16 protein-coding genes are annotated in these 23,049 nt (G+C 47.0%); 7 read left to right on the top strand and 9 right to left on the bottom strand.

Going from position 1 to position 23,049, the window contains the following annotated elements; genetic code table 11:
* Window positions 1-18: 18 nt before the first annotated feature.
* The 3 genes from DWW13_RS02165 to DWW13_RS02155 form a co-directional block, all read right to left on the bottom strand.
* Window positions 19-1,221, bottom strand: coding sequence for a class I SAM-dependent rRNA methyltransferase (locus DWW13_RS02165; protein WP_118719103.1), 1,203 nt, complete (start codon window positions 1,219-1,221; stop codon window positions 19-21).
* Between the two features lie 136 nt (window positions 1,222-1,357).
* Window positions 1,358-2,266, bottom strand: a complete 909-nt coding sequence (locus tag DWW13_RS02160) for a radical SAM protein (RefSeq protein ID WP_226906368.1) — start codon at window positions 2,264-2,266, stop codon at window positions 1,358-1,360.
* Between the two features lie 90 nt (window positions 2,267-2,356).
* The gene (locus DWW13_RS02155) at window positions 2,357-3,232 is read right to left on the bottom strand and encodes a methionyl aminopeptidase (RefSeq protein WP_022461385.1); all 876 of its coding nucleotides are present in this window, start codon (window positions 3,230-3,232) and stop codon (window positions 2,357-2,359) included.
* Between the two features lie 371 nt (window positions 3,233-3,603).
* Here DWW13_RS02155 and DWW13_RS02150 point away from each other — a divergent pair, with 371 nt between their 5' ends.
* Together DWW13_RS02150 and DWW13_RS02145 are read left to right on the top strand one after the other, a co-directional pair.
* Complete coding sequence (locus DWW13_RS02150) at window positions 3,604-4,032, top strand: hypothetical protein (protein ID WP_022461386.1); 429 nt, start codon at window positions 3,604-3,606, stop codon at window positions 4,030-4,032.
* A 284-nt stretch (window positions 4,033-4,316) separates the two neighbouring features.
* A complete protein-coding gene (locus tag DWW13_RS02145) occupies window positions 4,317-6,080 on the top strand; it encodes a Na/Pi cotransporter family protein (RefSeq protein WP_118719101.1) in 1,764 nt (587 codons plus the stop codon).
* Between the two features lie 221 nt (window positions 6,081-6,301).
* On the opposite strand, the gene glgD is transcribed toward DWW13_RS02145, so the two are convergent.
* From glgD to DWW13_RS02130, 3 genes are all read right to left on the bottom strand, one after another.
* The gene (gene glgD / locus DWW13_RS02140; RefSeq protein ID WP_117801747.1) at window positions 6,302-7,444 is read right to left on the bottom strand and encodes a glucose-1-phosphate adenylyltransferase subunit GlgD; all 1,143 of its coding nucleotides are present in this window, start codon (window positions 7,442-7,444) and stop codon (window positions 6,302-6,304) included.
* Complete coding sequence (locus DWW13_RS02135; RefSeq protein WP_117509275.1) at window positions 7,438-8,646, bottom strand: glucose-1-phosphate adenylyltransferase; 1,209 nt, start codon at window positions 8,644-8,646, stop codon at window positions 7,438-7,440. Before DWW13_RS02135 ends, glgD begins: the two co-directional genes overlap by 7 nt.
* 300 nt (window positions 8,647-8,946) lie before the next feature.
* A complete protein-coding gene (locus DWW13_RS02130; RefSeq protein WP_118640208.1) occupies window positions 8,947-11,562 on the bottom strand; it encodes a glycoside hydrolase family 3 protein in 2,616 nt (871 codons plus the stop codon).
* A gap of 323 nt (window positions 11,563-11,885) precedes the next feature.
* On the opposite strand from DWW13_RS02130, the gene DWW13_RS02125 reads away from it, so the two are divergent.
* Entirely contained in the window at window positions 11,886-12,290 is a 405-nt protein-coding gene (locus tag DWW13_RS02125) for an amino acid-binding protein (RefSeq protein WP_117801750.1), read from the top strand.
* Between the two features lie 177 nt (window positions 12,291-12,467).
* Here DWW13_RS02125 and DWW13_RS02120 read toward each other — a convergent pair whose 3' ends face one another.
* Both DWW13_RS02120 and DWW13_RS02115 read right to left on the bottom strand, forming a co-directional pair.
* Window positions 12,468-13,847 (bottom strand): MATE family efflux transporter, encoded by a 1,380-nt coding sequence (locus DWW13_RS02120; RefSeq protein ID WP_117804351.1) that lies wholly within the window; start codon window positions 13,845-13,847, stop codon window positions 12,468-12,470.
* A 22-nt stretch (window positions 13,848-13,869) separates the two neighbouring features.
* On the bottom strand, window positions 13,870-15,192 hold the full coding sequence (locus tag DWW13_RS02115) for an APC family permease (protein WP_118719099.1): 1,323 nt from the start codon (window positions 15,190-15,192) through the stop codon (window positions 13,870-13,872).
* Between the two features lie 298 nt (window positions 15,193-15,490).
* Here DWW13_RS02115 and DWW13_RS02110 point away from each other — a divergent pair, with 298 nt between their 5' ends.
* From DWW13_RS02110 to DWW13_RS02095, 4 genes are all read left to right on the top strand, one after another.
* Window positions 15,491-17,026, top strand: a complete 1,536-nt coding sequence (locus DWW13_RS02110; protein ID WP_118719097.1) for an aminotransferase class I/II-fold pyridoxal phosphate-dependent enzyme — start codon at window positions 15,491-15,493, stop codon at window positions 17,024-17,026.
* Window positions 17,027-17,390: 364 nt separating this feature from the next.
* Entirely contained in the window at window positions 17,391-19,463 is a 2,073-nt protein-coding gene (locus tag DWW13_RS02105; RefSeq protein WP_118719095.1) for an EAL domain-containing protein, read from the top strand.
* A 270-nt stretch (window positions 19,464-19,733) separates the two neighbouring features.
* Window positions 19,734-20,708 carry a choloylglycine hydrolase gene (bsh, locus tag DWW13_RS02100; RefSeq protein ID WP_055219508.1) on the top strand — a complete coding sequence of 325 codons (975 nt, stop codon included), beginning with the start codon at window positions 19,734-19,736 and terminating at the stop codon, window positions 20,706-20,708.
* A 229-nt stretch (window positions 20,709-20,937) separates the two neighbouring features.
* Window positions 20,938-21,891 (top strand): tRNA dihydrouridine synthase, encoded by a 954-nt coding sequence (locus DWW13_RS02095; RefSeq protein WP_055227649.1) that lies wholly within the window; start codon window positions 20,938-20,940, stop codon window positions 21,889-21,891.
* Window positions 21,892-22,217: 326 nt separating this feature from the next.
* Here the strand turns inward: DWW13_RS02095 and DWW13_RS02090 are convergent, their stop codons facing one another.
* Window positions 22,218-22,994: a GTP pyrophosphokinase gene (locus DWW13_RS02090; RefSeq protein ID WP_118595151.1), complete on the bottom strand. Its 777-nt coding sequence runs from the start codon at window positions 22,992-22,994 to the stop codon at window positions 22,218-22,220.
* Window positions 22,995-23,049: the final 55 nt, after the last annotated feature.

Here is a 23,049-nt window from a genome sequence, read left to right as displayed (position 1 = left end):
CCGACAGAGGAAGAATTTCTATTTTTCATCCACAACCTGGAAAATATAAAATTTCAGGTAATAGGACTCATCCGCCGCCCACAGAATTGGGTGATCCGGAGCCTGGGTGCGGTATTCTACCTGACGGAGACGTTTGTGGACGTTGTGAGCCGCCTGGTTGATGGTTTTCGTGAAGAGTTCGTAGTCCATAAAGTGGGAACACGAACAGGTGCACAGATAGCCGCCGTCTTTGACCAGTTTCATGCCGCGCAGATTGATTTCACGATATCCCTTGATTGCGTTTTTGATGGAGTTTCTTGATTTTGTGAAGGCCGGCGGGTCAAGGATAACGACGTCGAATTTTTCTCCCTCTTTTTCAAGACGCGGCAACAGTTCAAAGACATCCTCGCACACGAAAGATGCTACGTTTTCCAGACCATTTAAGGCTGCGTTTTTCCGTGCCTGCTCTACACCGAGCTCTGATGCATCAACGCCGATAACTTCCTTTGCTCCTGCATATGCCGCATTCAGTGCAAACGACCCGGTATGGGTAAAGCAGTCGAGCACTCTCGCGTCCTTGCAGAGCTTCTGCACAGCCAGACGGTTGTATTTCTGATCCAGGAAGAAACCAGTTTTCTGGCCGTCCTTGACATCGACGAGATAGTGGACACCATTCTCGATGATTTCCACGCTGGTGTCAAACGGCTCGGAGAGAAATCCTTTCACACGCTCCATGCCCTCCTGCTCACGCACTTTTGCATCGCTTCGCTCAAACACGCCGCGGATCTTAACCCCGTCAGCTGCCAGAACCTCCTCCAACAGGCGGATAATCGTCATTTTCATTTTGTCGATACCAAGTGCCAGCGACTGAACGACCAGCACATCGGAGAATTTATCCACTACGAGTCCCGGCAGGAAGTCTGCCTCGCCAAAGATCAGGCGGCAGCTTGATGTGTCTGTCACTTTTTTGCGGTATTCCCAAGCATCCTGCACTCTTTTTCTCAAAAATGCTTCATCGATTTCCTGGTCGATATTTCTTGTCATCATACGGATGCGGATTTTGGAATGCTCGTTGATGAAACCTCGTCCCATCGGGTATCCGTCGAAGTCGCGCACCAGCACGATATCTCCGTTTTCATATGCTCCTAAAATCGAAGCGATCTCATTATCAAAAATCCAGGCTCCGCCCTGCTTTAAGGCGCGGCCCTCTCCTTTTTTCAGTGTTACAACTGCGTTGCTCAAAAGTTTTTCCTCCTTAAAACAATATAGTTAGTCATATCTAATCATAGACAAATGTGTTTTGCTTGCATTCACAAAACCGCGCTTCCAGCGCTTTTTGCTGCTGCGCAGCTCCTTTTTGCACGAGTGAACTATAACGTCAGATTCCTCTTCCATCAAACTCCGGAATGAAACTCTCCTCAGCCACCGGGCCTTCCTGTAAAAAGGCGTTGGTGACGCCGAGGGAAAACGTATAGTCCAGCAGACGCTCATACTCCCGCTTTGTCGTTTTCCGGTTCAGCGGACTTATGTTTTCCACCTGCGGAAGCGGCGTGTACTGGCTCATGAGGCTCAGCCAGACGGTATCGCCGTACGTCTCATAGACGTATTTTACCACAGCTTTTGCATTTTTTACAGCACCGGGCAGCAATAAATGGCGCACAATCACACCTTTTTTCATCAGACCATTCTCATCGAATACAGCCTCTCCTGTCTGACGCACCATTTCCGCCAGCGCCCGTTTTGCTGTTTCCGGGTAATCTTCTGCCCGCGAGTACACTTTTGCAAGGGAGGAGTCCATATACTTAAAATCTGTCAGATAAATATCGATCAGCCCATCCAGGGCCTGCAGGGCTTCCACGCTCTCATACCCGCCGCAGTTATACACAACCGGCACGGTAAGTCCCTTTTTCTTTGCCTGAAAAAGTGCCTCCCGGATCTGCAGCACGTAGTGGCTTGGTGTCACAAGATTGATATTGTTTGCATTCTGTGCCTGCAGCTCCAGAAAAATGTCCGAAAGCCGCCCGATCGAAATCACTTTTCCGCTCTCCATCTCCGCAATATGATGGTTCTGACAGTAAACACACCGCAGATTACATCCGGAAAAGAAAACCGTCCCCGACCCCGTCGTCCCGGAAATACACGGCTCCTCCCAGAAATGCAGTGCAGCCCGCGCCGCCGCAACCCCGGAGGGCGCCTTACAATATCCCGTCTTTCCATGCTCCCGGTCCGCTCCGCACTTCCGCGGACAAACCCGGCACCGGCTCATCTCCTGTTCCAAATCCAGCATAATATTTCTCCCTTTTCTCTTTAGAAAAAAGCCGTGTCTCCGGAAAATAGTTTCTTCCACAGACACAGCTTTTGTATTTCTATGCGTCAATTAATATGCCAGAATTTCATATCCATCTTCTGTTACCGCAACCGTAACCTCCCACTGGGCTGACGGTGCGCCGTCTTCGGTGTAGACAGTCCAGTCGTTGTCGGAGTCGATGAAGATTTCATCGGTTCCGAGATTGATCATAGGCTCAATGGTGAATACCATGCCCGGTACGAGCAGCATTCCGGTATCTCGTCTTGTGACATAGCTGACGAACGGATCCTCGTGAAACTCCAGACCGACGCCATGGCCACCGATGTCACGGACAACTTTATAGCCCTGGCTCTGGGCAAATTCATTGATCACCGCGCCGACATTGCCAAGCCGGTTAAACGGACGTACTTCGGAGAGTCCGAGCTGTACGGCTTTTAACGTATCTTCCACCAGCTTCTTTGAAACATCGTCTACCTCACCGATACAGAACATACGGGAAGAGTCGGAAAAATATCCCTTATAAATAGTAGAAACATCGACGTTGATGATGTCTCCGTCCTGCAGAATTTCCTCCTCATTCGGAATTCCATGGCATACTGCATCGTTGATGGAGGTACACACGCTCTTCGGAAATCCTTCATAATTCAGCGGTGCTGCAATTCCGCCGAGTTCTTTTGTCTTTTCTGCGACCAGACGGTCGATATCTTCCGTACTCATGCCTGCATGAATGTTTTCGGCCACATAATCCAGAACTGCAATATTGACAAGACCGCTTTCACGAATTCCATCGATCTGATCCGGTCTTTTGATAATTTTCTTCGGCGGAATTTTCCATCCCTTTAATTTATAAGAATTGATTTTCTCATCCAGCGCCAGATGGCAGTCTTTGTACTTCTTCCCGCTGCCGCACCAGCAGGGATCATTTCTTCCAATTTTTTTCAGCATAATGTTCTATCCTCTTTCTGAACGCGGAACGACAGATCCGATTTTCTGTCTCCCGCTGAAATTCATATAACTCCTCTACTACTTTACCACACTCCGGCAAAACTGCAAGCAAAAGTTACCAAATGAATAACTCTCTCAAAAGAGACCATCTGCCCAGATGACAGATCCCGTTCCTCCCAGAATCCCAATCGCCGTCTCCGGCCCGTAATGCACCATATCTTTTGTGGTCAGCAGATGCCAGCCGTCTTTCCTGTCGCTGCCGAAATATGGATTTCAGGTAAAATTACAATTAAAATCAGGTATATTTACCCCGATTTCCGGCAATACTTTTTCATGAAACCACCAAAGAAAGTAAGAAAGGAAGATGCACGATGAGTGGAGATGCAGAGCTTTTAAACTTTATTTACCAGAACTCCCAGATGGGTGTCGACACGATCCGGCAGCTCATTGGAGTCGTTGAGGACAAAGACTTAAAAGAACATCTGAAAACCCAGTTTCAGGGCTATGAGGAATTTCATCAAGCGGCAAAGGAGCTGCTGAATGAACACGGCTACGATGAAAAAGGCCTTGGCATAATGGAAAAAGCACGCACGTATTTTATGATAAACCTGCAGACTATGACGGATCCGTCCGTCTCACACATTGCCAGCATGCTGATTACCGGAAGCAGCATGGGCATCGTCGAGGCAATCCAGAAGTACCGCCAGTATGAGGACGCGGATCCCAAAATCCGGGATCTGATGGATAAGCTGCGAAAATTTGAAGAATACAACATGGAAAAGTTAAAAGATTTCTTATGAAAATCATATTCAGCCAAACTACCCGCATCTGCAGACACGCTCTAGTAGCAGCTTCTTTTAGATGCAAAGGAATCGAGAAACGATCCGGTACCGGCACAAAACAGTGCCGCACCGGATTTTGAGTTGTTTTGACCGTTTTACAAACTTTACATACATTTAACACAAAACTGTTTTTAGATATGTTATCTTCTAAATGTAGGTTTTTTCTCGAGTAAGACCTGCAAAACGTGTATCTATTGTTAAAACCACGAAAAGAAAAAGAAAATTACGTAAAGGGAGAAATTATGGACATTTTTGGAGTGTTATCCTTTGTTGGTGGCCTTGCCATGTTCTTATACGGCATGAGCGCCATGGGCGATGGCCTGACCAAACTTTCCGGCGGTAAACTGGAATACCTGCTGGAAAAGCTGACATCAAAGCGGATTATGGCAGTTCTTTTAGGTGCCGGTGTTACCGCAGTTATCCAGTCCTCTTCTGCAACTACTGTTATGGTTGTCGGATTCGTAAACTCCGGCATCATGAAGCTGAACCAGGCAGTCGGTATTATCATGGGCGCCAACATCGGTACCACCATCACTTCCTGGATCTTAAGTCTTACCGGCATTCAGGGCGACAATGTGTTCATTAAAATGCTGAACCCGTCGTCCTTTTCCCCCATTCTTGCAATCATCGGCGTTTTTATGCTGATGCTGGCAAAGAGCGATAAAAAGAAAAATGTCGGTACCCTGTTAACCGGTTTTTCCATTCTGATGTTTGGTATGCACACCATGAGCAGCGCTGTATCACCGCTTGCAGATGTACCGGAATTCACGGGACTTCTCGTAAAATTCTCAATTCCGGTGCTCGGTGTTCTCGCCGGAACCATTCTGACCGCCGTGATCCAGAGTTCCTCTGCTTCTGTCGGTATTCTTCAGGCACTCTGCGCAACTGGTTCCGTCAGCTACGCCGTGGCCATTCCGATCATTATGGGACAGAATATCGGTACGTGTATCACCGCATTGCTCTCCTCCATCGGTACAAGCCGCAATGCACGCCGTACCGCAATGGTTCACCTTTATTTTAACATCATCGGTACTGTTATTTTCCTGGTTCTCTTCTATGGAATCAATGCCTTTGTACATTTTCCATTTTTGGAAACCTCCGCAAATGCAGCCGGCATCGCAATCGTTCACTCCGGCTTCAATATTTTTGCAACACTGATCCTGTTTCCGTTTGCAGACAGACTGGTCAAACTTGCGAAACTGACCATTCCGGACGGACCGGAAGAAAAAGCAGACGAAGCTGTTCAGATGCTCGATACCCGTTTTCTCGACAGCCCGGCTTTTGCTCTGCAGCAGTGTAAAGTTGCAGCCGCAAAAATGGCAGAGCTGACCGAAACCGGCCTTGTTACTTCTGTTGACCTGATGGCCTCCTACAACGAGGCGGATGCGGAAAATGTAGATATTCTTGAGAAAAAGGTGGATCATTTTGAAGATGCCCTCGGCACATATCTGGTGAAGCTTTCCAGCGAAAAGCTTTCTCCGAAGGACAGCCAGACACTTTCCATGATTCTGCACTGCATCGGCGATTTCGAACGAATTTCCGATCACACCGTCAACATCATGAAGGCTGCAAGAGAGATGCATGACAAGAACCTGCAGTTCTCTTCTGACGGAGCCGCAGAGCTTGCTGTTTATGGAAAAGCAGTCAAAGATATCGTCAGTCTGACCTTCTCCGTTTTCAATAATGAAGATGTGAAAAAAGCAAATGAAGTAGAACCACTCGAGCAGGTGATTGACAGCTTGAATTCCAGCCTGAAGAACCACCACATCGAACGGCTCCAGAGTGGAAAATGCACGATCGAGCTTGGCTTCATCTTATCCGACGTCATGACCGATTTCGAGCGAATCTCCGACCACTGCTCCAACATCGCCGTCTGCGTCAGCCAGATCCACAGCGGATCGTTCGATACACATGAATATCTGCATGCATTGAAGAAAGAAGAAGAATTTGAGGCAGAATATAAAGAGCTGAAAAAACAGTATCAGCTGCCGGATGTAAAAGCCTGAAAACAGACTGTACTGTAACCATAAGCTGTACAACCGGGAATTTTTATGGTAAGAATCTTCCCTTCCTTAGGCTGTCACTGTTTTGTTTTATTACCATATCACAGATGCATTACTCAATCTACTATTTTTCTCTGAATTTTTCCAAAAAATACCGACTGCCCATCAATATTGATATATTCTACATTGGCAGTCGGTATTTCTATTTCATTCTATTCTTTTCTTTATACAACCTGATCCTTCGCAATAAATACCGGGAAGGAATCGGTTCCTTTGAGCTGTTTTCCTTCAGATACCGTAACGTATTTATCAGAAACAACGTACTCAATCTCAGCGCCTGCTTCAATCACAGTATCCTGCATCAGAATGCAGTTCTTTACTTTTGCTCCCTTGGCTACCTTGACACCACGGAACAAAATGCTGTTTTCGATTTCGCCTTCGATCACACAGCCGTCTGCTACCATCACGTTTTTCGCTTTTGATCCGTTGATATAACGGGTCGGATTGTCGTCGCGGACTTTGGTATAGATCGGGTTGCCGGAGAAGAGACTATCGAGATTCTCATCTTTTAAGAGCTTCATGTTCTCATCGAAATAGCTCTTCATATCATCAATTCTTGCCTGATAACCGGTAAACTCATATCCCTGAATGTTCAGTTTCTCCGTTTGCGGTGCCAGGACATCACGCTCAAAGAATTTATTTCCAAGGACAAAGCCTTTTTTGATTTCGTCGATCAGAAGCTGACGCTCCATCACGTAGATATTCATCGATACATTCTGTACTCCGTTTTCCTCCGAGTTTACAAAGATCTTGCTGATCTTCTGTCCTGCCATGGAGAAGGTGTAGTGCAGATAATTGGTTTTCTCGTAAGAGCTTCTGACGCCTTCCGGAATCGGCTGCTTGGTATAAGCTGCAGTAACATCTGCGCCGCTTTCGATATGCTGATTCAGCATCTCTTTGAAATCAAAATTGCAGGCAATGTTGGTGTCCGCCATAACAACATATTTTTCTTTCTGCCATTTCAGAAAATCGAGAACATTTGCCAGTGCTTCCACTCTTCCGGAATACACCTGAATTTTCTTCTCGGAATAAGGCGGAACAATGTTTAAGCCGCCTTTTTTTCTGGCGAGATCCCACTCACGTCCGGAGCCGAGATGATCCATCAGCGAATGGTAATTTTTGCGGACGATAATGGATACATTTCCGATTCCGCAGTTTACCATGCTGGATAAAATAAAGTCCACCATGCGGTAACGGCTGGCAAAAGGAATGGAGGCCATCAGACGCTCGTTTACCAGATCCGGTACCTGCTCATCATAACTGTTTGGGAAAATGATGCCCAGTGCATCTGCATTTGCGTTTACCATTCTTCTTCACCATCCTTTACATTTGCATTTACCATTGCATTTGGTCCTACTTTGGCACGCTCACCGATATGGATTCCGGATCCGATGGTGGCAACACCTTTTTCACCGTCATGCGGCATTTCTCCTACCACGGCATTCTGGCCAATCACAACGTTTTCCGCAACGATACAGTGTTTCACGACTGCTCCGGATTCGATCACGGTTCCTCCCATGATAACGGCATCTTCTACTTCTGCGCCCTCTGCAACCTTTACACCGGAGAACAGAATCGAATGTTTGACATGACCTGCAATACGGCAGCCATCGGTGATCATACAGTTTTCCACAACAGCGGTTTCGGTGATCTTATGGCCTGTTTTTCCGCTGTTTCGGCTGTAAATCTTCCAGTTATTGTCAAACAGGTTGATTCCGCTGTGTTCCGGATCGAGGATTTCCATATTTGCCTCCCACAAAGAGGAGATGGTTCCTACATCTTTCCAGTATCCGCTGAAATGATAAGCGTACATATTGCGTCCGTCTTTTAAAAGATTCGGGATGATGTTGTTTCCGAAATCGTTCGAAGAATTCGGGTCTGCCTCGTCCTCAATCAGATATTTTTTCAGGATATCCCAGTTGAAAATGTAGATACCCATGGATGCCAGATTGGATTTCGGCTGTTTTGGTTTTTCCTGGAACTCGGTGATTTTGTCATTTTCATCTGCTACCATAAGTCCGAAACGGGATGCCTCCTCCCACGGCACTTCCATAACCGCAACGCTGAATTCTGCGCCCTTTTCCTTATGGAAGCGGAGGAAATCGCTGTAGTCCTGTTTGCAGATCTGGTCTCCGGAAAGGATGATGACGTACTCCGGATCGTAGCTCTCGATGAATGGAATGTTCTGGTAGATGGCATTTGCAGTTCCTTTATACCAGTCAGAACCTGAGGCTTTCTGATAAGGAGGCAGCACGTGAACACCTCCATGGAGGCGGTCCAGATCCCACGGCTGGCCGTTTCCTATGTACTCATTTAACACCATTGGCTGATACTGTGTCAGAATACCTACGGTATCAATTCCGGAATTTACGCAGTTAGAAAGTGGGAAATCGATGATTCTATATTTTCCGCCAAATGGAACTGCCGGTTTTGCAAGCTTCTCGGTCAGCGCATAAAGGCGAGATCCCTGACCTCCGGCAAGAAGCATTGCTATCATTTCTTTTGCCATAATCTATCCCCCTGTTTTAATAGATGCATTCATTATAACACACTATTTGCTCTATGGACAATCTTTTTGTGCATTTTTCACTATTTTTTATTTTTTTACCGATTTTATTCTGTATTTTTCTCCAGTTTTACAGTTCTTTCGTGAGCTTTTTACATTTTATGCCACCAAGCTGGGCTTGCAGATTGCGGAAATCGCTTATCTCTTGCAGTCACAGCCTTGCTCCTTTGACCGTACAAAAAGCAGCCCCGCAAAGCCTTATGGTAAAGGTCTGCGGGGCTGCTTCTATGTTTTTTTGATTTTTTATGCTTTTGTAACGGTAACTGCCTCTTCGAGATCGAACTGATCACCATATGGTTTGCAGTCATCATAGGCGAGGGACTGCAGAACAACATTCAGAATACGGTACGCACAGGTCTGAAGCTGTCCAAGCGGCAGAGTTCCGTCTGCAACAGATGCTACAATTTCCTGACGGTTTCCTTGCTGGCCAGGCATCTGCAGATCGTTTCCTGCAAGAACACACTCTCTTGAAGTGGAATGTCCGTATTTCAGGTTATATTTGTAAGCGAACAATCCGCTCATGTCCTCTGAGGTTCCCCAGTCGGTCATGACATAACCTGCGAAGCCCCACTCATCTCTTGCTGCTGCGGTCAGAAGGTCGTGGCTGTTGGCAGTATGTACACCGTTTACCAGGTTGTAGGAAGACATGATCGTCATCGGCTGTGCTGTCTTGACTGCGATTTCAAAGCCCTTCAGATAGATTTCACGCATTGCGCGCTCGCTGATGTGCTCATTGACGTACATACGGTTGTCTTCCTGGTTGTTGGCTGCAAAGTGCTTGATACTGGTTCCGATTCCGGCATGGGACTGGATTCCTCTGGTATCGGCTGCGGCGCACATACCTGCCACCAGCGGATCTTCCGAGTAGTACTCGAAATTTCTTCCGCAAAGCGGATTTCTGTGAATGTTCATGCCAGGTGCCAGCCATACAGAAATGTGGAATTCTTCCATCTCTTTTCCGACGATATCACCACATTTCCGGATCAGATCCATGTTCCACGATTGCGCAAGAAGCGCTGCTACCGGGATTGCGGTGCAGTACTGGAAATACTCCGTGCCGCCTTCCGGAACTTCGATTTCATTTTTGTTAAACGCATCTTCCAGAGGATTTCCGGAGGATACCATCTTTCCGTCTGCATCAACGACAAAGTGCGGAATCAGACGAAGACCGGCCGGACCGTCTGCAAGAATCGTATTGTAAATACCTCTGTCCTCCAGAAGAATGGAAGTTGTATCTCCCGCTGCTCCAGGCGCCATATCGGAAGAAGATCCGATAAAGCCTTCCTGTCCGAGGCCGTCTGCCGTACCATTGCAAACGGCAGCCATCTCTTCTACGGTCAGCTGCGATACGAGATCTTTTAACGTCGCTTTTCCGCTCTTTACATCTGCCGCAGTCAGCTTCTCTCCCTCATAAACCGGGAATGCTTCCGGTGTTCCACTGTAGATAACGGTCTCTGTCTTGATGCATTTACTACAAATCTCAATCTGTTTTGCAGCTGCTTTTTCTTCTGCCTCACCTTCATAGCTGTATGGTGTTACGCCTGCTTTGGAGAGTTCCTGTGGAGCGTCATCTGCCGGGAAAAGATTCTTTCCCTGAACCGTAACAACGGTCTCTTTGAGATTCAGGGCTGCTGCTACTTTCGTTGTTCTGGAGCTGTTGCCGACACGGATGTAATACGTTCCTGCCTCGAGTACCCATGCTGCTTTTTTCTCATCGTAGGAAGCCATAGATTTTGTCGGGAAGGAAATGGTAATCGTCTGGGACTCACCCGGCGAGAGCAGATCGGATTTTCCGAAGCCGCCAAGCTCCTGATACGGTTTCTCAATCGTGCCATCCGGTGCGGAATAGTAAACCTGTACGACTTCTTTTCCGGCGAATGTATCACCAATATTCTTTACGGATGCGGTAACGGTAACGTTCTTGGCATCTGCCTCCACGTCCCTTACTTCCGTCTCAAAATCAGTATAACCTTTGCCATAGCCGAAGCAGTAGTTCGGGGTTACGTTGAAGGTGTCAAAATAACGGTAGCCGACATAAATGCCGTCGCTGTAATACTCATCGTTGGTGTCACCGTTGTTGTGGCTGAAATTTTTTGAGGACGGATAGTCTTCATAGGAAGCAGCCCATGTATCAGTCAGCTTTCCGGATGGGATGCTCTTTCCGAGAACAACGTCTGCAACGATGTTTCCGGTTGCATTTCCGGCCTGTCCTGCAAGAAGAATTGCATTCAGTCCTTTGATTTTCTTTAACTCTGTGGTGTCTACAAGGTTCGCAATATTCAAAATTAAAACTGTTTTCTCATAATGCTCTGCCAGATAGGCAATGTCAGCGAGCTCGTTTTCGCCGAGCAGATAATCGCATGCTCTGTTATAGCGGTCTGCACCTTCACCGGAGTTTCTTGACAGAACATAGATAGCGGTATCGGTGTCCTCTTTTTCGGTAATTACCGGCACATCAGGCTGTGCAAATACTTCCGAGAACATAACAGCAAAAATCGGAACGTGAAGCTCCTCTGCTTTTTTTGCCAGCTCTGCCTGATATGCAGCCTGCGCATCTGCAAGCACTTTGTCATATTCATCGAGCCATTTACCAGTCAGAATTTCAAAGCCGGCCTCTTTTAAGCCCTGTTCGATCGTAACAACCGTTCTTGTGTTAACGTCTCCGGAACCGGTACCCCCTTTTACCGTGTGGCGGACGCCGTTACCATAAACTGCGACTTTTCCTGCACCGGCAAGCGGCAGGGTTCCGTCGTTTTCAAGAAGTGTCATACACTCACCGGCCAGTTCACGTACCAGCGCGGAATGTTCTTTTTCTCTTGCAGATACTTCTCCTGTTTTTGATGCATAAAATGTTGCCATAATTCTAATACCTCCCAATAATAATTTCACATATAGCGCTTATATTGTAACGCATTTTTCGTCATTATGCAAAAGTTTTTTCACCCGTTTTCTCATATTTTATTTGTATTTTGTGCATTTTCTCTTATTATCCGACTTTTCTGTCTTTTTTTCGCTCATTGATTTCTTTTTTTATTTTTTTATATTGATGCTTTTATTCTATTAATTTTCTGTAAACGATACGCTTTTTTACCTTTTTTTTCGTCTTCTTTTACAAAATTCGTTGACGCGTTTGATTTTGGCAGTATAATGGAATCAGAGATCAATTTTAGGAGGCCCCCATTATGTTAAAACAACTTTCTATTTTCGCAGAAAATAAAAAAGGCACGATGCAGCAGATCACACAGATTCTGTTTGAAAACGACGTCAATATTTTAGGTTCTGTCAACAACGACAGCGCAGAGTACGGCATTGTCCGCATGGTCGTTTCCGATCCGGATAAAGCAGAGCAGGCGCTTCAGGCTGCCGGTTACATGACACGCCAGACGGATGTACTCGGTGTTGAAGTCGTCGATCAGCCGGGCAACTTAAATTCCCTTCTGAAAACACTGCTTGAGACAAATATCAGCATCGACTATATCTATCTCTCCTTCAACCGCGAGTCCGGCTGCCCGATCATGGTGTTCCATGTACCGGATGTGTACGAGACAGAAGCAAGCTTAAAGAGCAAAGGATATACCGTTCTTTAAAACTTTTGCACTATCCTTTTACGGTCTGATCATACCAGTTTCCGATCCGTTATGCTATAACCATTCTGACTTTCCGCTGTTGTTTCTTTGACTCTTGCAGCACAGTTAGAGCGTGTTTGAAAAAGACATCTGGCGAAGTGATTTTTCACCCCTGCAGATGTCTTTTTTCTATATCATCTATTCTTTTTCTTCATCCTCAAACAGGTGATCCCGCGTAATGTTTTTTGCCCACAGTCCGCTCTTATACCGTTTCAGAACCCACGGCCATTTTACAAACTCGTCTGTACACAGCAGGAAATAAACCACAAGGACAGGAAGCTTGAAGACAAACGCTGCAATAAATCCAAGCGGCACCGCGTAGCACCACATATCAATCGTATCACAGACCAGTCCGAACTTTGTGTCACCTCCGGCACGGAATACTCCGGCAATCAGCGTCGTATTGACGGCCGCCCCCATAATATAATAGGTATTGATCAGCAGCATATATTTCAGATAATGCATCGCGGTCTCATTTAAAGAAGCAAATTTCAATACAAACGGCGTGATACCCAGCACAACCAGTCCGCCCACAGCTCCGGCAACAACCGTCAGCTTCAGCAGTTTCGATGCATATTCCTTCGCCTTTTCCAGATTTCCTTCTCCCATAACATTTCCAAGCAGAATACCGCCTGCACTTGCCACACCAAAGCACAGCACGGTTCCGATATTTCTTACAACGACAACGAGCGAGTTTGCCGCTACCGCATCGCTTCCCAGATGGCCCAGGATCACAGAATACATCGAAAATGCAACGCCCCAGGAAAGATCATTTCCAAGCGCCGGAAGTGACAGCTTCACAAAATCGGAAAACAGCAGCTTGTTGCGGATGAACATGTACCGCAGATCAAGCTTGATATCCTTACTCATAATCGACACAATCACGCAGCCGATCAGTTCAATGACACGCGACATCGCCGTTGCGATTGCAACACCGGTTGCTCCAAGCTTCGGAAATCCGAAGAGGCCAAAAATGAAGCATGCGTTGAAAAATACGTTCAGTGCGAATGCCATCATATTCATCGCCATGCTGATCGTCACACGGCCGAGGCTTCGAAGTACCGCAAGATAGATCTCCGTGATGCCCCAACACAGGTAGGTCACACCCATGACGCGCAGATACGAAGCACCGATCCGGATCAGTTCCGCATTATCTGTAAACAGACGCATCATCATCTGCGGCATGGTAAAAGCAATTCCTGCCACAATAACGGAGATGATGACGGAGAATCGAAGTGCGATTCCCTCGACAGTCTGAATTGCGCGCATATTGCCCTTTCCAAAGTACTGGGCACACAGAAGTGTTGCTCCTGTTCCCAGTCCGTAATAAACCATAAATAATACATTTGCATAGTTGGATGCCAGGGATACCGCGGAAATAGCGGACTGTCCCACGTAGTTCAGCATCACGACATCGGCAGAGTTGACTGCCGCGCTTAAAAGATTCTGAATCACAATCGGCAGAACCAGCTTAAAAATCTGGCTGTAAAAACCCTGCTCTTTTGTTGTTGCCCTCATGTTTCTTCTCCATTTCTCTTCTTTATTTGTTTTCTTTCTTTTCCTGTTTTGCCTTCACATACGGATATCGGACCTGCGTGTAAACAAACATCACCAGAATATAGATGCCGCATGCAATCGCCGCGGGAACCGTAAGATCCGACAGATTGACATACGAGGTTCCGATCATCAGAATGCCGATGAAAAACAGCAGAATGTGAAGTGTCCGCTTTTTCATACAAAACGCAGACTTCTGATACTCTTCCGGGAAAATATCCGGCAGACGCCAGCAGGCCAGGAGTACCATAAATTCCGTCACCATATCGGTTCCGACACCCATGTTGGAAATCAATGTCAGATCCATTCCCGTAAGAATCGGAATAGCGCCCATCAGGAAAAAGACCATCAGAAGGATCACCGGAACACCGTTTTTATTCTCCTTCGCAGTTTTTTCTGGCAGCCAGCCCTGTTTTGCGGCCGCCTGCAGTCCTCGCGTCACCCAGCTCAAGGTTCCATTCAGGGTGGTGAGCAGTGCAAATACAGCACCACCGAACACGAAAAACAGGTACAGCCAGGTTGGAAAAATCTCCTGTGCGACAAGCGTCAGATTCTGAAATGCAACCGTTTCGACCGGAAGCACGCCGCCTGCCACGATACCGATCAGCACATAGAATACAGCAACGATACTCGTGGAAAGCACGATAACCTTTGGAATTGTGCGGGACGGCTCCACAATATCGTCTCCATTCTCCGCAACGAATTTTGCGCCTCCGCACGCAAAACTCAAAAGTGCCACGCCTGTGAAAAAGTTCTTCGGACCGTTCGGCATCAGGTTGGATACCGTCGGTGTCAGGGCATCCCAGCTTACTTTGGGCAACCCGAATACAATAAATAAGAACAGGCTTAAAAGCAGCAGCACAACCATGCCCTTTTGCACCAGTGCGCTCGATTTCAGTCCAATGAGATTGACGGCGGTACAGATTACAAGTGCTGCCATTGCGACAGCCGACTCGCCAAACTGCGGAAAAATCGAGCAGAAATAGCTTGCAAAGCCTTTCGCGTACGTTGCGATCAGAACCTGGCTTAAAACAAACATCGCAATGTACATAAAGCCGGCTTTTTCACCCATTAATCGTCGGATGTAAGTAAAGCCGGCGCCTGATGACGGGATTGCGGACGTCAGGATGATGAACGGTACACAGGTGATAATGGCAAGCACGGCACCTAAAATAAACGCTGCGGCAATGCCGTGTCCTGTCAGACCGATGACGATTCCCGTCAGTACCATGATGCCCGAACCGATGATCTGTCCGATCGCAAGTCCCATACAATCGGAAAAATTCAGTTTTTTATGACCTTCCCCCATACATTTTCCTTCCTTTCTCTCCCGTTTCTATTGGCGGATCCCAACAGAAACGCATAGCATCCTATTTTTTTATTCTACCGAAATCTCATCGTTTGTCAATTTGCAAAATGCGCAAGGTTTAACGCTTTACCTGTACAGAATAGACAATATTATAATTGAACTTGTTTCGCTTTAATTTTGAACTTTTCAACATTTTTACAATTTTCAGTTTTTCTATTGAACTTTTTTCTTGTCCATGCTACAATAAGCACAGTTTTGAACTTTTTTTATTTTGTATTCTATCTTAAGGAGATTTTCTATGACAAATGAAACCTTTTCCGACCGTCTGAAACTGACCATGCAGGCGAAACAGTTCAAGCAGGTCGATTTGATCCGAGCGGCCCAGCGGCGCGGTGTGAAGCTTGGAAAAAGCCATGTCAGCCAGTATGTCAGCGGAAAAACGGTTCCGCGCTCCGACATTCTTCACTTTCTGGCCGATGTGCTCCAGGTCGATCCCGACTGGCTGCTTGCAAAAGATTCCACAGTAAACTATACGGCAGATACGATTTCCGATCCGGCAGAATCCTTTTCTGATCCATCTGCCGCTTCCCTTTCCCAGACAAAAACAGGAGGTTCCCCTATGCGAGAATTTAAAAAATCATCGAAACTCGACAATGTCTTATATGATGTCCGCGGACCTGTCGTAGAAGAAGCAAACCGCATGGAAGCGTGCGGCACACAGGTTCTGAAACTGAACATTGGAAATCCGGCTCCATTTGGCTTCCGTACTCCTGATGAGGTCATCTACGACATGAGCCATCAGCTTACCGACTGCGAGGGTTACTCTCCTTCCCAGGGTCTCTTCTCTGCACGAAAAGCGATCATGCAGTATGCGCAGTTAAAGAAACTGCCAAATGTTTCTATCGATGATATCTACACCGGAAACGGCGTCAGTGAGCTGATCAACCTCTGCATGTCCGCTCTTCTGGATGACGGGGATGAAATCCTCATCCCATCCCCGGATTACCCGCTCTGGACCGCCTGCGCAACGCTGGCCGGTGGAAAAGCCGTCCACTACATCTGCGATGAACAGTCCGAATGGTATCCGGACATTGATGATATGCGAAAGAAGATCACCGACCGCACAAAAGCGATTGTTATCATCAATCCGAATAACCCGACCGGTGCACTCTATCCGAAAGAGGTACTGCAGCAGATTGTCGAGCTTGCCAGAGAACATCAGCTGATCATCTTTTCCGATGAAATTTATGACCGGCTCGTCATGGACGGTCTCGAGCATGTTTCTATTGCATCCCTCGCACCGGATCTGTTCTGTGTCACCTTCAGTGGTCTTTCCAAATCGCACATGATCGCAGGCTTCCGTATCGGCTGGATGATCTTAAGTGGAAATAAAGCTATCGCAAAGGACTATATTGAAGGGCTCAAAATGCTCTCCAACATGCGTCTCTGCTCCAATGTTCCGGCACAGTCCGTTGTCCAGACCGCTCTTGGCGGCCACCAGAGTGTCAACGACTACATCATTCCGGGCGGACGGATTTACGAGCAGCGTGAATACGTTTACAAAGCATTCTGCGATATTCCGGGCATTACCGCAGTCAAACCAAAAGCTGCGTTCTATATGTTCCCGAAAATTGACACCAAAAAGTTCAATATTACAAACGATGAAAAATTTGCTCTCGATCTGCTGCGCGACAAGAAACTTCTGATTGTCCACGGCGGCGGCTTCAACTGGGGACAGCCGGATCACTTCCGCGTTGTTTACCTGCCGCGAATTGAAGTTTTAAAGGATGCGGTTGGAAAGATCACCGACTTTCTCTCTTATTATCATCAGTAAAATTCTGATCACTTTTTTCACAGAGCTCCACCGGAAATACCACCTTTTTTTCCGGCGGAGCTTTTTTCCTTTACCGGATTCTTTCCTGCTGCATTACACTTCACCGGTACCCGGCAAACAACAGGTAACTTTTCGTTACTGTTCACTCAGCAGTGAAACACTTGCTGTTTCGCTGCGTAAGAAAGTGATTCAGGCGTGAGCAGCCCTCCTTTTGCGAAGCAAAACTTTAAATGAGGGCTGCGAATGTTACAGTTCGCTGGGAACCAGTGAACTGTAACAACTTTTCTGTTCCACGGCTTAATTTCGATTGCGGCTCCTGTTCCTTTATGTTATAATTCTTTCAAATCAAGTCACAACCTTTCTTTTGAGTTCTGTTCTCGCTGTATCGCTTCTTGGCGGATGCCGCGCCTCCGACAAACCCGTTACGCTGACCGTATGGACGTATTACAACGGAGATCAGTTAGCTTCCTTTGAACGTCTTGTTGAGGAATTCAATACAACGATCGGAAAAAAAGAGCATATTACGGTCGAAGCCTCCAGTCAGGGCAGCATCAATGACCTGGGAAAAAATGTTCTCGATGCCGCCAAAGGAAGGATTGGTGCCCTTGCCATGCCAAATATTTTTTCCGCCTACGCCGATACCGCCTATACGCTTGAGCAGATGGGACAGGTCGTTGATCTTTCCCCTTATCTTACAGAGAAAGAAAAGGCTGCCTATCTTCCCAATTACCTGGAAGAAGGTGACTTTTCCGATGACGGCAGTATCCACATTATTCTGACAACCTCCACAAAATTCCTGCGTATCATGGAAATGGCAAGTATTGAACTGGGTGGCTATGAGATGCGTTTTGATCTCAACACGGTCTATGTCACAAAGAACTTTTTTCCCATGCTCAACCTTCCATCTGAAGATGTCTCCGGGCTTTCCACCCGGTATTTCCAGCAGATGCTGCGTGAATTTGACCAGACACATTCTCATACCGTATGGGTCGAGCATTCTAAGGTGTATGAAATTTCATTTTCTGACGGAACAATCCGCTACATCCGTATGGAGACCTCCCGCGAGGGCTATGCGCAGATCGGACTTGTCGAAGATTTTACCTCCGTTATGCTGGAACGGCAGCGCATAGAGCACGAGCGTGATTACGATGCATTGACCGGTCTCTACAATCGACGCGCGTTTCAGCGGGAAAGTGAAGCTCTTTTTGAGCATTCGGAAGTTCTCGGTCACGCTGCCCTTCTGATGATCGACCTTGACAATCTAAAACGCACCAACGACACCTTCGGCCACGACTGGGGCGATGCCTATATCCGGCAGGCAGGACAGTGTTTTATCTCCTCTGTGACGGCTAAAACGCTCTGTGCCCGTATTTCCGGCGATGAATTTAATCTTCTGTTCTACGGCTACCAATCGCAGGAAGAAATTCGAGCACTTCTGCAGAATCTTTCCCTTGCGGTTTCAAATACAGCCCTGGAGCTGCCAAGTGGTCGTAAACTGCCCCTTCGCCTTTCCGGCGGAGTTTCCTGGTATCCGGAAAACAGTACAGATCTGTCTACGCTGAAAAAATATGCGGATTTCGCAATGTACCAGGTAAAGAAAGCAGAAAAAGGGTACATTACCGAATTCGATCTGGAGCTTTTTACAAAAAACGCAAAGGAAACCGAGATGCGCCGCCTGTTCCATAAAATGTTGAATGAAGAGCTGTTTACGTATTACTTCCAGCCAATTGTTTCCGCTGCGGACGGCAGTATCTACGCCTACGAGGCGCTGATGCGCGGAAATCTCCCGGCACTTACTCGTCCGGATCAGATCCTGCAGCTGGCTCACGAGGAAGAGTGCCTGCATGAAATAGAACGTCTGACTATGTTTCTCTCTGCAAAATCCTATGCCACATTCCTCTCCACCCATCAGATACGCGGTGATGAGCTTCTCTTTGTCAATTCGATTGCAAGCCAATACATGAATCACGATGAGTCAGTGGCTTACGTCGAACAATACAGCTTTCTTCAGGATCGGATTGTCATCGAGATCACAGAGGAGGATTCACAGGATCTTACAGCTCTGTTGAAAAAACGTGAGATGCCGGGATTTTCCGGTGTATTTGCCCTGGATGACTACGGCAGCGGCTACAGCAATGAAAAAACGCTTCTGGAGCTTGCACCGGCGTATATCAAGCTGGATCTTTCCATCATCCGCGATATCGACTCCGATCCGGACAAGCAGCAGATCGTAGAAAATATTGTTTCCTATGCACATCAAAGAGGCATGAAAATCATTGCCGAGGGTCTGGAAACTCCAGCTGAACTTTTGAAGGTACTGGAACTGGATGTTGATCTCCTGCAGGGCTATTTTCTTGCAAAACCGTCCGCTGTTCCGAAACCTGTCAGTGCAGAATCCGTTGCTGTCATAGAACACTTCCGGAAGCATCTTGCGTAATTCCACCTCTTCCTGCAGCATCCTTTCAAATCACAGCATCTATGTCTGATCTGCTGCTTCGAAACAGGTACCGGTCAGCGACCCGGAGCGTATCTGAGCAATCATCCCTCAAAAAACATCCATAGCAAACCCTGCAAAAGCAGGGTTTTGTCTCCACTCTGAAGGATCCTTTTTTATACTTTTTTCATATTTTTCTCCTGTTCGTTCCTCCGCTTCTGTGCTATGATACCTTATAGCAATGACAAATCATCCATCGAAAGGAGTTTTTCTATGTGTACAGCAGCAACCTATCAAACACGCGACTTTTATATGGGCCGCACACTCGATTATGAATTTTCCTATGGCGACCAGATCACCGTTACACCTCGCAATTACCCGTTTTCCTTTCTTCATATGCCGTCCCTTTCCCATCACTATGCAATGATCGGCATGGCGTGTGTGATGGATGATTACCCGCTCTATTATGAGGCGTTCAATGAAAAAGGGCTTGGTATCGCCGGCCTTAATTTTGTAGGAAATGCCGTTTATTTCGATCCGAAACCGGAGAAAGACAATATCGCGCAGTTCGAGCTGATCCCGTGGATTCTCGGTACATGTGCTTCGCTTGCGGAAGCAAAAGAATCCCTCTCCCGTATCAATCTCATCAGCACACCTTTTAAAAAGAATCTTCCGCTCGCACAGCTTCACTGGATCATCGCAGATGCATCGGGTGCCATCACCGTGGAATCCACGGCGGACGGTCTGCATGTCTACGACAATCCGGTCGGCGTTCTGACAAACAATCCGCCGTTTCCAATGCAGATGTTCTCACTGAACAATTACCTGCATCTGTCACCGAAACAGCCGGCCAACACATTTTCCAACCAGCTCGATCTTTCTACGTACAGCCGCGGCATGGGTGGCCTCGGACTGCCGGGCGACCTCTCTTCTGCTTCCCGCTTTGCACGCGTGGCGTTTGTAAAGCAGAACTCGATCTCGGGAAACAGCGAAACGGAGAGTGTCAGCCAGTTTTTCCATATTTTAAATTCTGTTGACCAGCAGAGAGGATGCTGTGAGGTGGCGGACGGAAAGTATGAGATCACGCTCTATACTTCCTGCTGCAATGCGACGCAGGGAATTTACTATTATACGACGTATGACAATCATCAGATTTCTGCGGTTGATATGCACCGCGAGAATCTCGATGGCGAAACGCTTCGCTGCTTTGCGCCGGTGACGGGCGAGCAGATCCATATGCAGAATTAGAAAAATCCGGTACAGAAATCTTTGAGGACCCCTCAAAAAAGATTCTGTATCGGATTTTTTCTACATCTCATCACATATTGTAAAACAGACGTCGCACCGGCTTCTTCTTTTAACCTCTTACTTGTTTAGTAGATATTATTTTACTTTCATTTTTTTCTGTCCCTTCCGGCAGTTTTATGATACACTTTTCGTATTGGAAAACCGATTTTTTTGAAAGGATTTTATCATCATGCAATTTTATCTCGCCCCAATGGAAGGGCTGACCGGATATGTGTACCGGAGCGCCTACCACAAATATTTTCCGGCGGCTGACCGTTATTTCACGCCATTTATTACAAATAAAAAGATGAGCTCCCGCGAGCGCAATGACATTCTCCCGGAGCATAACGAAGGGATGACGGTGATCCCGCAGATTCTCACAAACCAGGCGGAGGACTTTCTTTCTCTGACAAAAGAACTGAAGGAGTACGGCTACGATACCGTCAATCTGAACCTTGGCTGTCCGTCCGGCACGGTTGTCGCCAAGCGGCGCGGCTCCGGACTGCTTGCGTGGCCGCATACACTCGATGCATTTCTCGATGAAATCTTTTCGTCCTGCGACTGCCGGATTTCCATCAAGACAAGACTTGGCACAACCGACACCGATGAGTGGGAGACGCTGCTTGCGATTTATGACAAATATCCGCTGGAAGAGCTGATTATTCATCCGCGGATTCAGAAAGATTTCTACAAATATACGCCGCGCATGGAGTGTTATCGGACAGCATATGAGACGAGCCGCCACTCGCTGTGCTACAATGGGGATCTTTTCTCAACCGCTGATTTTCAGAAGCTCTGCCATGATTTTCCCTTGACGGAAAAGGTCATGCTCGGCCGCGGGGTGCTGCAGAACCCCTGGTTGATCGGGATGCTGCGCAGTACAGATCCTGCCAGCAGTGAAAATTTAGCTCCGGCAGATAAGGAGCTGCTGCGCGCATTCTGCGAAGATCTCTGTGCCGGCTATGCGCGCGTTATTTCCGGGGATAAAAATGTGCTGTTTAAATTAAAGGCACTGTGGATTTACCTCGGAACATCGTTTACGAATCCCCAGAAGTATCTGAAAAAGATCAAAAAAGCAAATCGCCTTGCCGAGTATGAAGAGGCCGTTGATTCGCTCTTTCGGGAACAGGAGCTGATTTTTTAACCGAATCGAGCCGCGCAAGCCGCTTATGAACCTTCGCTTGATTTTTCCATCCTGTTCCGCACAGATAAAATTGAACCGCGTCTGATCAACGAAAACACAGCTCTCATCCTTTTCTCTTACCACACCGAATGCATCCGCCGTGAGGATGGCACTTCGTACGGCATCCGCGGACTCGAGACACAGGTCGCCGTCAAAGAGGACGAGAAATGGAAATTGCAGCATATTCATTATTCGAAAGAAGCATGAGCAAAAATACGCCGCAGATCTGATCACTAGACCTGCGGCGTATTTTTATGCTCTTTTTCTCCAACTCCCAAATCCGTTCTCTATTTCATCGGCAGCATTGCAAGCGTATCGCGCTCTTCCTCTTCTGCTTCCTCTGCAATCAGATTCCGGATATTCTGCATACGGTTATCCAGCTCCGCGCTCTGTCTTGCGCAGTCGTAGAGTTCATCCTGCAGATATTTGACATGATTTTCGGGAATATTTTTCTTGTAGCGCATCTTGTGCTCCAGACTCGCCCAGAAATCCATCGCGATCGTACGGAACTGTACTTCCACGTAGACCAGTTTCTTTGTATCCTGTAAAAAGATCGGCACCTGAACGATCAGATGAAGACTGCGGTAGCCGCTCTCCTTCGGATGCTGAATATAGTCCTTCCGCTCAATCAGCGTAATGTCATCCTGTTTCAGAAAACTGTCTGCCAGCTTATAAATATCGCTTGGAAAAGAACAGATCACGCGCACACCGGCGATATCGCGGATATTTTCCTCAATAGATTCCAGTGTGACCGGGATGTCTTTCACGCGGATTTTCCGCATAATGCTCTCATACGATTTGACCCTTGTTTTGATTCCTTCGATCGGGTTCTGGTCATAGGAAAGCGAGTATTCCTGATTCAGCACGCGGAACTTTGTCTCGATTTCCATAATGGCGCACTGATAATACGACATCAGAAGATCGAACGGCTTTTTGTTCTTCTGCATCATCTCAATAAACTCATCCGATAAAAGATTCTGCTTTACAAACTCATCCCGTTTTGTCTCGATCAGATTTTTTCCCTGTTTTCTAATTTCCTCCAGTACTTCGAGGTTTTTCATCATCCGTTTTTTCGTCCTCCCAAAACTGCGTTCTCTGTCCTTTATGCTATCATTTTAG

It is taken from the genome of Blautia sp. AF14-40, from assembly GCF_003479665.1.
GTDB lineage: Bacteria > Bacillota > Clostridia > Lachnospirales > Lachnospiraceae > Fusicatenibacter > Fusicatenibacter saccharivorans.
The sequence above is the reverse complement of the archived record's forward strand: the minus strand, read 5'-3'. Positions and strand labels throughout refer to the sequence as shown.

Excerpts from the sequence above, each read along its gene's own strand:
- DWW13_RS02160 (WP_226906368.1), bottom strand. The coding sequence starts at position 2,266 with ATGCTGGATTTGGAACAGGAGATGAGCCGGTGCCGGGTTTGTCCGCGG.
- DWW13_RS02155 (WP_022461385.1), bottom strand. The coding sequence starts at position 3,232 with ATGCTGAAAAAAATTGGAAGAAATGATCCCTGCTGGTGCGGCAGCGGG.
- DWW13_RS02150 (WP_022461386.1), top strand. The coding sequence starts at position 3,604 with ATGAGTGGAGATGCAGAGCTTTTAAACTTTATTTACCAGAACTCCCAG.
- DWW13_RS02145 (WP_118719101.1), top strand. The coding sequence starts at position 4,317 with ATGGACATTTTTGGAGTGTTATCCTTTGTTGGTGGCCTTGCCATGTTC.
- glgD (WP_117801747.1), bottom strand. The coding sequence starts at position 7,444 with ATGGTAAACGCAAATGCAGATGCACTGGGCATCATTTTCCCAAACAGT.
- DWW13_RS02135 (WP_117509275.1), bottom strand. The coding sequence starts at position 8,646 with ATGGCAAAAGAAATGATAGCAATGCTTCTTGCCGGAGGTCAGGGATCT.
- DWW13_RS02130 (WP_118640208.1), bottom strand. The coding sequence starts at position 11,562 with ATGGCAACATTTTATGCATCAAAAACAGGAGAAGTATCTGCAAGAGAA.
- DWW13_RS02125 (WP_117801750.1), top strand. The coding sequence starts at position 11,886 with ATGTTAAAACAACTTTCTATTTTCGCAGAAAATAAAAAAGGCACGATG.
- DWW13_RS02120 (WP_117804351.1), bottom strand. The coding sequence starts at position 13,847 with ATGAGGGCAACAACAAAAGAGCAGGGTTTTTACAGCCAGATTTTTAAG.
- DWW13_RS02115 (WP_118719099.1), bottom strand. The coding sequence starts at position 15,192 with ATGGGGGAAGGTCATAAAAAACTGAATTTTTCCGATTGTATGGGACTT.
- DWW13_RS02110 (WP_118719097.1), top strand. The coding sequence starts at position 15,491 with ATGACAAATGAAACCTTTTCCGACCGTCTGAAACTGACCATGCAGGCG.
- bsh (WP_055219508.1), top strand. The coding sequence starts at position 19,734 with ATGTGTACAGCAGCAACCTATCAAACACGCGACTTTTATATGGGCCGC.
- DWW13_RS02095 (WP_055227649.1), top strand. The coding sequence starts at position 20,938 with ATGCAATTTTATCTCGCCCCAATGGAAGGGCTGACCGGATATGTGTAC.
- DWW13_RS02090 (WP_118595151.1), bottom strand. The coding sequence starts at position 22,994 with ATGATGAAAAACCTCGAAGTACTGGAGGAAATTAGAAAACAGGGAAAA.